Origin of the sequence: Hydrogenophaga sp. 5NK40-0174 (genome assembly GCF_040372165.1) — a bacterium.
Taxonomy (GTDB): domain Bacteria; phylum Pseudomonadota; class Gammaproteobacteria; order Burkholderiales; family Burkholderiaceae_C; genus Hydrogenophaga.
This window is the reverse complement of record NZ_BAABWG010000001.1, coordinates 909,600-924,053: the sequence shown is the minus strand read 5'-3', so window position 1 is coordinate 924,053 and position 14,454 is coordinate 909,600. Positions and strand designations below refer to the sequence as shown.

At 60.4% G+C, this 14,454-nt stretch carries 10 protein-coding genes; 6 read left to right on the top strand and 4 right to left on the bottom strand.

Features of this window, described 5'->3' with window-relative positions; translation table 11 throughout:
* Positions 1-142 precede the first annotated feature (142 nt).
* Positions 143-1,753, top strand: a complete 1,611-nt coding sequence (locus tag ABWV89_RS04265) for an FkbM family methyltransferase (RefSeq protein WP_353394573.1) — start codon at positions 143-145, stop codon at positions 1,751-1,753.
* Between the two features lie 101 nt (positions 1,754-1,854).
* On the opposite strand, the gene ABWV89_RS04260 is transcribed toward ABWV89_RS04265, so the two are convergent.
* From ABWV89_RS04260 to ABWV89_RS04250, 3 genes are all read right to left on the bottom strand, one after another.
* Positions 1,855-3,054, bottom strand: coding sequence for a branched-chain amino acid ABC transporter substrate-binding protein (locus tag ABWV89_RS04260; protein ID WP_353394570.1), 1,200 nt, complete (start codon positions 3,052-3,054; stop codon positions 1,855-1,857).
* Positions 3,055-3,241: 187 nt separating this feature from the next.
* Entirely contained in the window at positions 3,242-3,685 is a 444-nt protein-coding gene (locus tag ABWV89_RS04255) for a DNA polymerase III subunit chi (RefSeq protein ID WP_353394567.1), read from the bottom strand.
* A gap of 5 nt (positions 3,686-3,690) precedes the next feature.
* Complete coding sequence (locus ABWV89_RS04250) at positions 3,691-5,145, bottom strand: leucyl aminopeptidase (protein WP_353394564.1); 1,455 nt, start codon at positions 5,143-5,145, stop codon at positions 3,691-3,693.
* A 25-nt stretch (positions 5,146-5,170) separates the two neighbouring features.
* Between ABWV89_RS04250 and lptF the strand changes: the two genes are divergently transcribed.
* The 5 genes from lptF to ABWV89_RS04225 are packed head-to-tail and all read left to right on the top strand — an operon-like array spanning position 5,171 to position 10,089.
* Positions 5,171-6,472: an LPS export ABC transporter permease LptF gene (gene lptF, locus ABWV89_RS04245; RefSeq protein ID WP_353394561.1), complete on the top strand. Its 1,302-nt coding sequence runs from the start codon at positions 5,171-5,173 to the stop codon at positions 6,470-6,472.
* Entirely contained in the window at positions 6,469-7,587 is a 1,119-nt protein-coding gene (lptG, locus tag ABWV89_RS04240) for an LPS export ABC transporter permease LptG (RefSeq protein ID WP_353394558.1), read from the top strand. Before lptF ends, lptG begins: the two co-directional genes overlap by 4 nt.
* 5 nt (positions 7,588-7,592) lie before the next feature.
* On the top strand, positions 7,593-7,964 hold the full coding sequence (locus ABWV89_RS04235; protein ID WP_353394555.1) for a sirohydrochlorin chelatase: 372 nt from the start codon (positions 7,593-7,595) through the stop codon (positions 7,962-7,964).
* Positions 7,961-8,905 (top strand): CysB family HTH-type transcriptional regulator, encoded by a 945-nt coding sequence (locus ABWV89_RS04230; RefSeq protein WP_353394552.1) that lies wholly within the window; start codon positions 7,961-7,963, stop codon positions 8,903-8,905. Before ABWV89_RS04235 ends, ABWV89_RS04230 begins: the two co-directional genes overlap by 4 nt.
* A gap of 5 nt (positions 8,906-8,910) precedes the next feature.
* On the top strand, positions 8,911-10,089 hold the full coding sequence (locus tag ABWV89_RS04225; RefSeq protein WP_353394550.1) for a pyridoxal phosphate-dependent aminotransferase: 1,179 nt from the start codon (positions 8,911-8,913) through the stop codon (positions 10,087-10,089).
* 24 nt (positions 10,090-10,113) lie between these two features.
* On the opposite strand, the gene hrpA is transcribed toward ABWV89_RS04225, so the two are convergent.
* Positions 10,114-14,286 (bottom strand): ATP-dependent RNA helicase HrpA, encoded by a 4,173-nt coding sequence (gene hrpA / locus ABWV89_RS04220; protein WP_353394547.1) that lies wholly within the window; start codon positions 14,284-14,286, stop codon positions 10,114-10,116.
* Between the last annotated feature and the right edge of the window lie 168 nt (positions 14,287-14,454).

Sequence of the window (14,454 nt, the reverse complement as noted above, 5' to 3'; positions counted from 1 at the left end):
GAAGAACACCGCGCGCCGCGGGCGCTCATCCTCAGGACTGGAGGTCTTTGCGGTCCCTTTTTTGGCGACCGGGCCAGCCAATTGCCACCTAAGCTGCTTTTGAACGGGTTTCACCTGCAGCTTATGAAAGGCAAGACGCAAGATGGACGAGCTCATGGGGCTCCTGGCCCAGCTGGGGCACAAGGAACAATCGATGGACTGGCAAGAGCATGGCCGGGCACAAGTGCTGCGGTCGAGTTCTCTTTGCGTCATCCGCAACCATGATGAGAGTCAGGCTGAACTCAAGCAGAGCTTCGAAGACCTGTGCAACATCGACATCAATGGCGAGCACTTCTGGATCGGCGTGGATTCGACTGAACGCCTGTACGAGCCACATCCCAGCCCCGTCGTTGTCAGCTACTACACCACCGGTACGCCTTATGAAGCCTGCGCCAAAGAGCTGATTGCTTCCATCGAGGCACTTGGAGCTGAGCAGCCGTACTGCGTCGTTGGCATCGAGAGCGCCGGCACGTGGGAGGCCAACTGCAGCCTCAAGCCAAGCTTCATACTCAACTGCCTGAAAGAACTTCAGCGCCCCGTGCTGTGGGTCGATGCCGACGCCAAACTTCAGCGTCCGCCCCACATCCCGGCCGGATTCGACTTCGCTGTGCACCGGTATGACGGCTGGGAGTTTGCCAGCGGTACGGTCTACTTTGCCTACAACGAACGAGCAATCGGCTTGCTTGAGCGGTGGATCGAGCTGTGCCAGATGCGCCCCATGGTCTGGGATCAGATGCTGCTCGATCAGGCCTGGGCCGAGTATTCCCAGACCCATGATCTCGTCACGGGATGGCTACCAGAGCGCTATACACACGTCTTTGACACGCAGGTCATGTCCAGAGAGCAGCAGGCGCCTGTCATCACGCATTACCAGGCCTCCCGGGCTGTCCCCAACAAGCGGCCAAAGCCCGACATTCCGAAGACAGTGGTTGACCTGCGGCGTCTGGCTTGCGCTCAACCTTTTCAGTATGACGTTGCCTCGGAAAGCGCCCAGGCAGACGGAGAGGCGTCAACACGGTCCTGGCCAAGCATTCAAACGGATCTTGGCGGATTGATGGACTATGTGCACGCGCTACGAGACGGCCAGGACCAATCCGTGCAGTTTCTCCAGGTGGGCGCCATGGATGGGGTGAAGTTCGATCCCCTGTACAAACGCATTCGCGCCCAGCAATGGCACGGCGCCCTGTTCGAGCCCCTGACCGACATGTACGAGCGTCTGGTGGCCAACTATGACGATTGCGAGGGCCTGGTCTTCGTCAACGCAGCCATTGATGCCTGCGATGGCGAGCGAGTGATGTATCGAATCCCGGCGCAGGTGGTCGAGGATGGGACGTTGCCCGACTGGGCACTCGGTATCTCGTCCTTTTATACCGACCGCAACGCCATCGGCGGCAAGAAGGTGGACGAGGCAACACACGACGTTCTCAAGTCGGTTCGGGTCGAGGAAACCGTGTTGTGCAAGTCGTTCCAGACAGCCCTGGACGAACTGGGGTTTGCCTCCCTCGACCTGCTGCAGATCGACACCGAAGGGCACGACTGGGCCATTCTCCAGACCTTCCCGCTGGACAGGATCAAGCCGCTGGTGATCAATTTCGAATATTACAACCTCGGCCCGGGGGAGCTCAGCCAGGCTCTGTCCTGGCTGGAGCGCCACGGATACGCATACGGCATGGATCACAAGGACGTGACTGCCACCCTGCTTCGACTGGGCTGAGGGCAACGACTTGGCCAAAAAAAAGCCACCCGAAGGTGGCTTTTTTTGGTGGGTCCCGGGCAGTTGATCAACCCGGGACGCTGCGACCAAAGTGGCTGCTATCAGCGGATCACAGCGATCTGGGTGCGAGCACCGCCCTTGTAGGTCATGAGGGTCAGAGCACCGTTCTTGATGTCACCCTTCTCGTCAAAGGCGATCTTGCCGGTCACACCCTCGTACTCCGTGGCCTTCAGTGCTGGCAGGTACTTCACAGGATCAGAAGACTGGGCCTTGACCATGGCGTCTGCCATGACCTTGACGGCGTCGTAGACGTAAGGTGCGTACACCTGCACTTCTTCACCGAACTTGGCCTTGAAGTCAGCGCGGAACTTGTCCATGCCAACTTTCTGCTCGCCTTCGACGCCACCAGCTTCCGCGCAGTAAACCTGCTCGTCGGACATGCCGTCGCCAGCCAGCTCAGGCAACTTGCTGGTGCAGATACCGTCGCCGCCCATGAACTTGGCTTCGATACCCAGCTGCTTCATTTGCTTGAGCATCGGGCCAGCCACGGCGTCCATGCCGCCAAAGAACACGACATCAGGCTTCTGTGCCTTCAGGGTGGTCAGGATGGCGTTGAAGTCGGTGGCTTTGTCGTTGGTGAATTCGCGGCCGACGATGTTGCCGCCAGCGGCCTTCACGCCTTTCTCGAACTCGTCAGCCACGCCCTGACCATAAGCCGTGCGGTCATCGATGACCGCCACGGCCTTGCCACCGAGCTGCTCCACTGCGTACTTGCCCAGCGTACCGCCCAGGTGCACGTCGTCAGCCACCACACGGAACACACCGGTGTAGCCCTGGCGGGTGTAGGTGGGGTTCGTGGCGGATGGGGAAATCTGTGGAATGCCAGCGTCGTTATAGATCTGCGAGGCTGGAATCGTGGTTCCGGAGTTCAGGTGACCGATCACGCCAGCCACTTTGGCATCGACCAGCTTCTGTGCAGCAGCGGTGCCCTGCTTGGGATCAGCTGCGTCGTCTTCGGCCAGCAGCTCGAACTGGACAGGCTTGCCTTCGATGGTCAGGCCAGCACCATTGAGCTCTTCAATGGCCATGCGGGCACCGTTCTCGTTGTCCTTGCCGAGGTGGGCAATGGCACCACTGGTTGGGCCGACGTGGCCGATTTTGATCACCATCGCCTCAGCAGGTGCTGGAGCGGCGGCAGATGTTGCTGGTGCGGCGGTCTCAGCGGCCGGTGCAGCCTCTTCCTTCTTGCCGCAAGCGGCCAGAGCAACGGCCGATGCGAGCACGGCGAGTTTGATGTTCATGTGCATAGATACCCTCGGAAAGGAAATAAACAAATCAGTCGGAAAACAGGATATTTCCTGCATCCAACCCTAACGATACTCCAAATCCGGGCGGTTTTTCAAACAGTTGCCATCTTTGGCCTGCTTCACAGGTGACAAAGGGTTGCATCCAGCGGCCCTTTGCATGCGCGAGACGTGTTGCGGCCCCTCAGGCGGAGCTGCCTCCAAGGTCATGCCGGTCGGGCTCGATGCCGGCCTGCCGGTAGGCCATCCAGCGTTGCCTGCCTCCCTGCCTGTCTTCAGGAGCTGCCGTGACGATCTCGAATACCCGCTCGTACCCGTCGATGGCGTCGCCAGGAAAGGCATCCGTGAGGTTGACGAGCATGGTGGCTTCAGGCGCCTGTTCAGGCAACTGTGCAACCAGGCGGACTTTCGAATGCGTCTGCACGGCGGCCGGATCGGTCGGGCACGCATGGCCCACGAAATCCCCTGGGGTCTGCGTCCACAAAATGTGGGAGAGTTGCTCCAGCTGGCGCGGGTCGCCCCATACCAGCATGCGAGCCCCTCTCAGGTACCCCTTGCGCACCAGGCGGGCGCCATATGCCAACTTGTCGTCGGCATTGAAGTGGAATGCAACCTGCGGATCGGCCACGGGTGTCAGACCGAGTTCCTGCTGACCAGAAACTCGAGCAGCAGAGGCACAGGACGACCTGTGGCCCCCTTGGCACCACCACTGTTCCACGCTGATCCCGCGATGTCCAGGTGAGCCCATTCATGCTCACCGACAAACTTCTGCAGAAACTTGGCAGCTGTCACGGACCCGGCCTTGCGGTCGGCCACGTTGGCCATGTCGGCGAAGTTGGACTTCAGGCCATCGGCGTATGCCTCATCCAGCGGCATCCTCCAGCACAGGTCGAGCGATCGCTCGCCTGCATCCGAGAGAGACTGCGCCAACGCGTCTGTCGTCGCATACATGCCTGTGCGGATGCTGCCCAGCGCGATGACGCAAGCACCTGTCAGGGTGGCGATGTCCACAATACAGGCAGGTTTGAAGCGTGCAGCATAGGTCAGGGCATCGCAGAGAATCAGGCGCCCTTCTGCATCCGTATTGAGAATTTCGATCGTCTGCCCGCTCATGCTGGTGACAACGTCTCCAGGCTTGATGGCCTTGCCGTCGGGCATGTTTTCACATGTGGGGATAAGTCCGACCACATTGACAGAAGGCTTGAGTTCTGCCAGCGCGGCGAAGGTCCCGAGGACGCTGGCCGCGCCGCCCATGTCGAACTTCATTTCATCCATGCCCGCGCCGGGCTTGAGCGAAATGCCGCCGGTGTCGAAAGTGATGCCTTTGCCCACCAGCACCACAGGCGCATCTGATTTCTTGCCGCCGTTGTACCGCATGATGATGAAGCGGAGCGGCTCCGCCGACCCTTGGGCGACGGCCATGAAGCTGCCCATGCCCAGCTTTTCCACCTCTTTCGGACCAAGAACTTCGGTCTTGATGCCTGGCTTCTTGCCCAGCGCGACCGCGGCCTTGGCCAGCATGGTCGGCGTGGCATGGTTCCCTGGGCGGTTCGCCCATTCGCGGGCAGTGGTGACCCCCACGACGGCAGCCTGAGCCTTGGCAAAAGCAGCTTTGGCGCTGGCGACAGCGGGCACGCCCAGTTGCAACGTCTTGATGGCTGAGGCCTTGGCAGAGGGTTTGGTCTCCGTGTAGGTGTAGGTTGCATCCGCAGCGGCCATCATGGCCGCCTGAATGGCTGCGTTGCTGTCGGGCAGGAGGCTCAACAGGATTGCAACCTTGCGAGTGGATGCATGACGGACATGCCCCATCGCAGCGGATACAGCACTGCGCACCTGGGCAGGGGTGGCATCGCCGCAGCGGACGAGCACCAGGCGGGAGGCCTTGAAGCCGGGAGCGCGATAAAGCATGAGGCTCTTTCCGACGCCCGCCTCAACCTCCTTGCGGGTGGTGGTGTCGTGCACAAGCTCGGTCAGGGCGTTTCTCTGACCCCGTTTGAGGGAGAAATCGTCCGGAATCAGAACAATCAGAGCATCGACAGCAGCCTGGACGGCTTGCTCGGGTGACAGGGTCTTGATTTCAAAGTTCATAATCGGGGGGTCCTGAGTTGAATCAATGTTATTCCATTCTTCCATCCGCAAAGAGCTCGCACGAAGTTTTGGCGCAACCCTGGTGGTGTTGTTCACCATTGTGCTGACGATGCTTCTCATCCGAACGCTTGGCGCCGCGTCCCGCGGCAGTGTCAACCCGGAGGAGATCATGCTCGTTCTGGGCTACACCGTCCTGGGACGAATGCCCACCATTTTGACACTCGCCCTGTTCATCAGCATCGTTTCCACGCTTTCCCGTATGTACCGGGAGAGCGAAATGATTGTCTGGTTTGCTTGTGGCCGCTCGCTCGGTGGCTTTCTCAGCCCGCTTCTGCGATTCTCCTGGCCAGTCCTTCTGGTAATTGTCGTTCTCATTCTGTTTGCCTGGCCATGGGCCAACCAGCAGACTGACGAGCTCAGAGGCCGTTTTGAGAACCGTGGCGATTTGCAACGGGTGCAACCGGGTGAATTCCAGGAGTCTTCCAGTGGGCGACGGGTGTTCTACATCGACAAGGACACCAATGACGACCTGGAAGGCAAGAACGTGTTCATCTCCAGTATTGAGGACGATGGCCGGGAAACGGTGACATCCGCCAGCTCTGGCCATATTCAGACCATCGACGGGCGACGCTACCTTGTACTGGTCAACGGGCAGCGCCTGGAACGCGACCCGGAAACAGGTTCAGTCAAGATCAGTGAATTTGATGAGTATGCCGCCCAGATCGGAAGCCAGATTGGATATGCAAGCGGCCTGCAGCGGCTGCGAGCGGTGGACACAATTGACCTCCTCAAGGACCCGACGCCACCCAACATGGGTGAGCTGGGCTGGCGACTGGGCGTGGCCCTGACAGCCCTGAACCTGGTGCTGATCGCCTTGGCCGTCACCATCAACAACCCCAGGGCCGGGCGTGGCGGCAACCTGATCTTTACCCTCTTCGCGTTCATGGCCTACTTCAACATGCTCAACTTCAGCCAGCGCTGGATTGCTTCGGGCAAGATGAGCATGCCTGTTCTGCTGTTGCTGACCCACGGCACCGTGTTCATGCTGGCGCTGGGCTGGCTCTACAAACGCCACTATGCGCTGAGCTGGGCGGATATCCTGACGCGCTGGCGGCCAGGGCGTGACCCATCCCAAGGGCGTCCCGCTGCCATGGCCGCAATGGCCGCCAATTCGGGGCCGGAGAGCGAAACCGACCCCGCCTGGGCAGCGCTCTCGCCCATTGATGTGCCAGACAGCCCGGCCGAGACGCGGCACATGCTGGGGGCCGAAACGGACGCGCGGCCTACAGAGCATCAAGGCGATGGACAGGAGGAGCCGGCTCGATGAAGACCATCCGACGCCTCATCTATGGCGAGGTCATCACTTCCTTTGCCTACGTGCTGCTGGCCTTTCTCGCACTGTTTTTCTTCTTTGACTTTGTCGAAGAGCTGAGTGCACTGGGCAAGGCTCCTCGCTCCAACCCTGAGCTGGTCTATGGCATCCGCCACGCCCTGATGTATGTGGCGTTGATGATGCCCAACCGGATGTACGAACTCATGCCGATCGCAGTATTGATCGGCTCGGTCACTGTGCTGACGCGGCTGGCACACAGCTCCGAGTACACCATTCTGAGAACCAGCGGTCTGGGGCCGACTCGTGCATTGAAGACATTGCTGGGGCTTGGGCTCTTGTTCACCATCCTGACGTTTGCCATGGGTGACTATGCGGCCCCGCCAGCGGACCGCTCGGCGCAGTTGCTCAAGGCCAGGTTCAAGGGCAACCTGGTGGCAGGCGAGACAGGTGCATGGCTCAAGGAGCGCCAGGGACAGGCCAATTACCTGGTCAATGTCCGTACTCTCACCACTCAGGGCCACATGGGCGGTGTGCGCATTTTCGAGTTCGACGAGAACGGGGTCATGCTCTCCACGCTGGATGCGGCAGAGGGGCAGATCGAGACCACCGGGTCCTGGACGCTCATTGACGTCAAGCGAATGGAGTTTCGTCGAGTCAAGCTCAAAGCCGATGATGTGCGTCACAGCGATATGCCCACCTACAGCTGGCCAAGCGAAATCACGGCCGAAATGGTCTCAGTGGCGCTGCTCAAGCCAGACCGCATGCGCACAACCGACCTGTTCGAATACATCCAGCATCTGGAAGCGAACGGGCAAACGGCACAACGGTATGAAATCGAGTTCTGGCGCAAGGTGTTCTATCCCTTGAGTTGCCTGGTGATGGTCGTTCTCGCCCTGCCCTTTGCCTACCTGCACTTCCGTAGCGGGGGCGTCATGGGCTACGTATTTCTGGGCGTGATGATCGGGATCAGTTTTTTTCTGCTCAACAACGTGTTTGGCTACATTGGCAACCTCAACCAGTGGCAGCCGTGGCTGGCGGCAGCGGCACCGGCGATGATCTACTCAGTGCTCTCGCTTGGCGCCTTCTTGTGGCTGGTGTTCAGGAGGTAGCAAAGATGCTGGGAGTGGTGATATTTGCCCATGGATCACGTGATCCGATGTGGCGGCAGCCCGTCGAGGCCGTCGCCGACGCGGTCAGACGCAGGGATCCTGCGTCGCGGGTGCGATGCGCCTACCTCGAGCTCAGCGAGCCCGACCTGCCAACGGCAGCTGCGCAGCTGGTAGGCGAAGGATGCCGGCAACTGCGGATACTTCCACTTTTCTTTGGCATGGGCAAACATGCAAGAACCGACCTGCCGGCGCTGGTCTCCACCCTGCAGCGCCAGTTCCCGGCCGTCAACATTCAATGCCTGCCCGCTGCAGGTGAAAGCGAGCGTTTGGCCGCATTGCTGGCAGACATTGCGCTCAATGACGAGGCACAGGCATGAATCTCCACCAGTTCCGGTTCGTTCAGGAAGCTGTACGGCGCAACCTCAACCTCACAGAAGCCGCCAAGGCCTTGCACACGTCACAGCCTGGCGTCTCCAAGGCCATCATTGAGCTGGAGGATGAGCTGGGCATCGACATCTTCGTCCGGCACGGAAAACGCATCAAGCGTGTGACCGAGCCTGGCCAGCAAGTGCTCAAGAGCATCGACATCATCCTGCGTGAAGTCAACAATCTCAAGCGGATTGGTGAGCAGTTCTCTGCCCAGGACAGTGGCACGCTGTCCATCGCCACGACCCACACACAGGCCCGCTATGTATTACCCGGACCGGTCGCCCGACTGCGACAGGCATACCCGAAGGTGGGCGTCAGCCTGCACCAGGGGTCTCCGGATCAGGTCGCCCGCATGTTGCTCGATGAGACGGCAGAGATCGGCATTGCTACCGAGTCCCTTTCGCAATACGCCGATCTTGTGACGCTGCCCTGCTATGAGTGGCAGCACGTGCTGGTCTTTCCTTTTGACCACCCTTTGCTGGCCAAAGAGCACATCACACTCGAGGATCTCGCCAAGGAGCCTCTCATCACCTACCACCCGAGCTTCACGGGCAGAACGCGCATCGACCAGGCCTTCGAACAACGCAAGCTGGCGCCGAGTGTGGTCCTTGAGGCGATCGATTCGGACGTCATCAAGACTTATGTCAAGCTGGGAATGGGCGTGGGCATTGTGGCCGAGATGGCCGTGCAGGGGGAAAACCGGAGCCCGGATCTGGTGGCACGAGATGGGGCGCAATTATTCGGGCGAAATGTTGCACGGGTGGCGTTCAAGCGTGGCGCCTATTTACGGCACTTTGTTTTGCGATTTGCGGAATACCTGAGTGACCGCCTGTCAGCTGACCTGGTCGAAAAAGCCATGAACGGGCATTACGACGACTACGAACTCTGAGAATCATGCCTGCAGATACCCCTGCCACACCTGCTCTTGAATCCCGTTTCCCCAATGTGGGCACTACTGTCTTCACCGTGATGTCGGCCCTGGCGGTTGAGACCGGTGCCGTCAACCTGGGCCAAGGCTTTCCTGATTTTGCCTGTGATCCTGCGCTGATCGACAGCGTCAAGTCAGCAATGGATGCCGGGTACAACCAGTACCCACCCATGACCGGTGTGCCCGCGCTTCGCGAGGCCATCGCTGCCAAGACCACGGCGTTGTACGGACTGCCTTGTGACGCCAACGCCGAGGTGACGGTGACAGCCGGCGCGACGCAGGCCATTCTCACTGCCATCCTCGCCGTTGTTCACCCAGGCGATGAAGTCATCGTTCTGGAGCCCTGCTACGACAGCTACGTGCCGAACATCGAGCTTGCTGGCGGCGTTGCTGTGCGTGTGCCACTGACCCCGGATGGGTTCCGGCCGGATTTTGACGCCATTGCCTCGGCCCTGAGCGAGAAAACCCGGGCGATCATCATCAACAGCCCCCACAATCCGAGTGGACAATGCTGGACGGAAGCTGACATGCATCAGCTCGAAGCGCTTCTGGCTCCTACCGACGTACTGCTGATCAGTGACGAGGTTTATGAGCACATGGTGTTCGATGACCTGGCTCACCAGAGCGCTGCCCGTTTTCCCGGGCTCGCGGCCCGGGCGTTTATCGTCAGCAGTTTTGGCAAGACGTTCCATGTCACTGGATGGAAGGTGGGCTATGTGGTCGCGCCTCCTTCCCTGACAGCTGAATTCCGAAAGGTTCACCAGTTCAACGTGTTCACGGTGAACACGCCTATGCAGCATGGCCTGGCCGATTACCTGACAGACCCGGCTCCTTACCTGAATCTGCCCGCGTTCTATCAGCGAAAGCGCGACCTGTTCCGCCAAGGTCTGGAGAAGACACGCTTTCGGCTGCTCCCGGGTCAGGGCACTTACTTCCAGTGCGTTGGCATTGAGTCGCTCGCGGTACCTGAACGCGAACTGGGGGATGCCGATTTCTGTCAATGGCTGACCCGTGAAATAGGTGTCGCAGCCATTCCGCTCTCGCCGTTCTATGGCGAAGGCTTCGATCAGCGCGTGATTCGCTTCTGCTTCGCCAAGAAGGATGAAACACTGCTCAAGGCGCTGGAGCGGCTGGCCAGACTCTGACGACCGCCTGCCAGCAGTGCCTGGCTACAAGCTGATCTGCGCCCAGGCTTTCTCCAGCCGCTTGATGCTCACAGGTTGCGGCGTGCGCAACTCCTGAGCAAAAAAGCTCACGCGCAGCTCTTCCAGCATCCAGCGCAAGGTGCTCATGCGCTCATCGATCACGCCCTTGCGTTCGCTGACCAGTCGCCAATAACGCTGTTCCTGCGGGCGGAGATCACTCATGCGCGACAGGTCCCTGGCCGGGTCAGCGCGCCACTTCTCCAGGCGCAACTGAACTGCTTTGAGGTACCTCGGGAAATGCTGAAGCTGCGTGTATGACGTCTGCATCAGGAATTGCTTGTGCATCAACCGCTGCAACTGCTGCTGAACATCGCTTTGAACGCCTTCATCAACCCTGGCGTCCCTGAGTTTGCGGACCGCAGCCGCGAATTCGCCCATGATCTCCCCAACCAGGCGGGCAATCTCATTGGCGATGAGGGTCAAACGCGAACGCCCCTCGTCCACCCGCTTCTCGAACGACGGAGCGTCGGTGGGCAGTGGGTCGACGAGAAATGCCCGCTCAAGTGCCAGCAGCAGGATCTGTTCCCGGATGGTTTCGAGCGACCAGTCACTGCCGGCATCCTTGCCCTTGCCCGCCTGCAGGTAGGCCAGAGGGAGCGACTGAAGTCCGGGCAAGTTTTTGTCCAGGTATTTCAGGGCATCTTTGACCTGAAGGGCAAACAGGCGTCTAAGGCCGTTCCGGTGCTTGCCGGCGGCGAGCTCTGGTTCGTCGAAAACTTCGATGTGAACCGAGTCGCCGTTGTCGATCAGTGCCGGGAACCCGACCAGGGTCTGGCTGCCCTTGCTGATTTCCATCAGTTCAGGCAGCTGGCCGAACTGCCAGTCCGTGAAGGTATCGGCGACATCGCGAGCGCTGTTCTTGCCTTGTTTCCGGGCATGTTGACCTGGCTCTTGACCCGCATATCGGGCCTGCTTCTTGTCAGACGCTTGCGCTTGCGCCTGCGCGGCCGCTGGTTCGGCCTTGCGCAAGTCCTGCATCTTGAGGGCGGCCAGGGCCTGAAACGCACCGCGCGCTTTCCCACCCAGCTCACTCTTGAGCGCTCCCAGGTTGCGCCCCTGCCCCAGCTGGCGCCCATGTTCGTCCACCACCCTGAAGTGCATCAGGTGGTGAGGTGAAAGCATGTCCGGCTTGAAATCGTTGCGTTGCACCGGGAGTTGTGTCTTCTCGCGCACCAGCTTGAGCAGCGCATCGACCAATGGCTCCTGACCAAAGGCATCCGAGCTCATCAGTTGTTCAGACATGGCCTCGGCCGTCTGTGGCAGAGGGACAAGCCTGGAACGAGGACGCTGGTGCAAGGATTTCAGCAAGGCCTGTACTTTCTCCTTGAGCATGCCGGGCACCAGCCAGTCACAACGGGCCTCACTGACCTGGTTGAGCGCGAAGATCGGGACAGTGATGGACAAGCCGTCGCGCGGATCTTTCGGGTCGTGCAGATAGCTGGCCGCGCAGTCGACACCGCCCATGCGGATGGTCCTGGGGAAGGCTTGCGTGGTCACGCCCGCCGCCTCGTGGCGCATCAACTCATCTTTGCTCAGATGGAGAAGACGCGGTTGGTCTTTGGACGCCTGGCGGTACCACCGTTCGCATGCAATGCCACTGGAGACATGTCTGGGCAACTGCTTGTCGTAGAAACCGAAAATCAGCTCCTCATCAACCAGCACGTCTTGTCGGCGGGATTTGTGCTCCAGGTCCTGCACTGACCTCACTACCTTGCGGTTGGCGGCCAAAAAGGGCAGCTTGCTGTCCCATGTGTCGTCCGTCAGGTTGGCGACCAGCGCTTCCCTGATGAATATCTCCCTTGCTGCCGGAGCGTCCACCTTGGCAAAGTCGACGCGCCGCTGCTGATACACCGGTAGCCCATACAGGGTCGCCCGCTCCAGCGCGTTGACCCTGGCCGCCTTTTTCTCCCAATGCGGGTCGAGGAGCTGCTTCTTCAGAAGGTGGCGCCCCACCGTCTCCAGCCATTGCGGCTCGATGGCGGCGATTCCACGGCCGAACAGTCTGCTGGTTTCCACCAGCTCGGCACAGACAATCCATTTGCCGGGCCGTTTCTTCAGGTGCGCGCCGGGGTGCCGATGAAATTTGATACCACGAGCCCCCAGATACCAGTCCTCGCTGTCGCTCTTGCAGCCCACATTACCCAGCAGGCCAGACAGCATGGACAAATGCAATTGCTCATAGCTGGCTGGTTCGGTGCCCAGCTTCCAGCCGTGCTCGGCCACGACAGTTTTCAACTGCGTATGGGTATCACGCCACTCGCGCACCCGACGCACGTGTATGAAATGCTGGCGCAGCAGATTTTCATATTGCCGGTGGCTGAGCTTGTGATCCTTGCCATGGCCGCCCCTGGCTTCCTCCAGCCAGTTCCACAGCCGCAAGGTCCCTACAAACTCGCTCTTGTCATCGTCAAACCGCGCGTGGGCCTGATCGGCCTGTGCCTGTTTGTCCATCGGCCTGTCACGCACGTCTTGCACCGACAAGGCGGCCGCCAGCACGAGCACCTCAGAGAGCGCTCCACGCTCCCTGGCTTCCAGAATCATTCGGCCCACACGTGGGTCCAGAGGCAACCTGGCCAGCGTTTTTCCGATCGGCGTGAGGCGAAGCTGCTCATCTACAGCGCCCAATTCCCCAAGCAATTGGTAGCCATCGGTGATGGCGCGCCTGGAAGGTGGTTCGATAAAGGCAAACTCCTCCACAGCTCCCAGGTGCAGCGCCGTCATGCGAAGGATCACGCCAGCGAGCGAACTGCGCAGAATTTCTGGATCAGTGAAGCGCGGACGGGCAGCAAAGCCCTGTTCGTCATAGAGCCGGATGCAAATGCCTTCAGCCACACGACCACAACGGCCAGCGCGCTGATTCGCGGCGGCCTGGCTGATAGGCTCCACCAGCAGCTGCTCCACCTTCTGGCGCAAGCTGTATCGCTTGACCCTGGCGGTGCCGGCATCGATCACGCACCGGATACCAGGAACCGTCAAAGACGTCTCAGCCACATTGGTGGCCAGCACAATCCGGCGATTGCCGTGAGGGTGAAAGATCTTCTCTTGTTCCGCCTGACTCAAGCGCGCGAACAATGGCAGTACTTCTGCCGACCTGAACGCTGGCTGATGGCTCAAGTGTTTGCGCAAATGGTCGGCGGCTTCGCGGATCTCCCTTTCGCCGGGCAAAAACACCAGCACATCGCCTGCCCTCGGGTCGCGCCAGAGCTCGTCCACGCCGTCAGCGATGGCAGCGTTCAAGTCGTAGTCACGGCTTTCTTCGAAAGGCCGCCACCGTACCTCAACCGGGTAGGTCCGGCCCGATACCATGAGCACAGGGGCTTTGGTGGTTGGCCCCCACGCTCCGCCGCTGCGCGGGTCGCTGCCCCCCGGGGGGGCTGATTCACCTTGGGAGCGGCCCTTCGGTGAATCGGTTGGCCCCCACGCTCCGTCGCTGCGCGGGTCGCTGCCCCCCGGGGGGGCTGATTCACCTTGGGGGCGGCCCTTCGGTGAATCGGTTGGCCCCCACGCTCCGCCGCTGCGTGCAGGCTGGGCAAAGTACTCGGCAAAGTACTCGGCAAAGCGGTCGGCATCGATCGTGGCGGAGGTGACGATGACTTTCAGATCCGGCCGTCTTGGCAGAAGCTGGCGAATGTAGCCGAGGAGAAAGTCGATGTTCAGGCTGCGCTCGTGGGCTTCGTCGATGATGAGCGTGTCATAAGCGTCCAGGTTGGGGTCGCTCATGGTCTCGGCCAGCAAAATGCCATCGGTCATGAGCTTGACACTGGCCTGGCGCGACAACCGATCCTGGAACCGGATCTTGTAGCCCACTACCTCGCCCAGTTCGGTTTGGGTCTCTTCAGCAATGCGCTTGGCAACTGACGTCGCTGCCAGGCGGCGAGGCTGGGTATGGCCGATCAAGCGCGGCCTCTGGCCAGGCTTGGCATTGAGCTTGCCTCGACCCATGGCCAAAGCGATCTTGGGTAACTGCGTGGTCTTTCCGGAGCCGGTTTCGCCGCAGACAATGATGACCTGGTGCTCGCGCAGGGCAGCCTCTATCTCGGCGCGACGGGCGGAGACGGGCAGGGATTCGGGAAACTCAAGGACCGGGCGGACGGCGTCGGACGCCCTACCCTCAGATGGCTGGCCGGAAACTGACATGGCATGAATTATCTCCGGGATGCCGGGCATCCGTTCGCCAACCACATGCACGAGTAAGACACGACAGCACCGAGGATGCACCTTCATTCACATCAGGCCTTCGGACAGAGAAGCCCCAGGGGTGTCCACAATTAGCGACAACACAGGCGCATCACGCCCGTGCTGGCT

Bases quoted from the DNA above. Each gene is read 5' to 3' on its own strand.
- ABWV89_RS04250 (WP_353394564.1), bottom strand. From the start codon at position 5,145: ATGAACTTTGAAATCAAGACCCTGTCACCCGAGCAAGCCGTCCAGGCT.
- lptG (WP_353394558.1), top strand. From the start codon at position 6,469: ATGAAGACCATCCGACGCCTCATCTATGGCGAGGTCATCACTTCCTTT.
- hrpA (WP_353394547.1), bottom strand. From the start codon at position 14,286: ATGTCAGTTTCCGGCCAGCCATCTGAGGGTAGGGCGTCCGACGCCGTC.
- ABWV89_RS04260 (WP_353394570.1), bottom strand. From the start codon at position 3,054: ATGAACATCAAACTCGCCGTGCTCGCATCGGCCGTTGCTCTGGCCGCT.
- ABWV89_RS04235 (WP_353394555.1), top strand. From the start codon at position 7,593: ATGCTGGGAGTGGTGATATTTGCCCATGGATCACGTGATCCGATGTGG.
- ABWV89_RS04230 (WP_353394552.1), top strand. From the start codon at position 7,961: ATGAATCTCCACCAGTTCCGGTTCGTTCAGGAAGCTGTACGGCGCAAC.
- ABWV89_RS04265 (WP_353394573.1), top strand. From the start codon at position 143: ATGGACGAGCTCATGGGGCTCCTGGCCCAGCTGGGGCACAAGGAACAA.
- ABWV89_RS04225 (WP_353394550.1), top strand. From the start codon at position 8,911: ATGCCTGCAGATACCCCTGCCACACCTGCTCTTGAATCCCGTTTCCCC.
- lptF (WP_353394561.1), top strand. From the start codon at position 5,171: ATGTTATTCCATTCTTCCATCCGCAAAGAGCTCGCACGAAGTTTTGGC.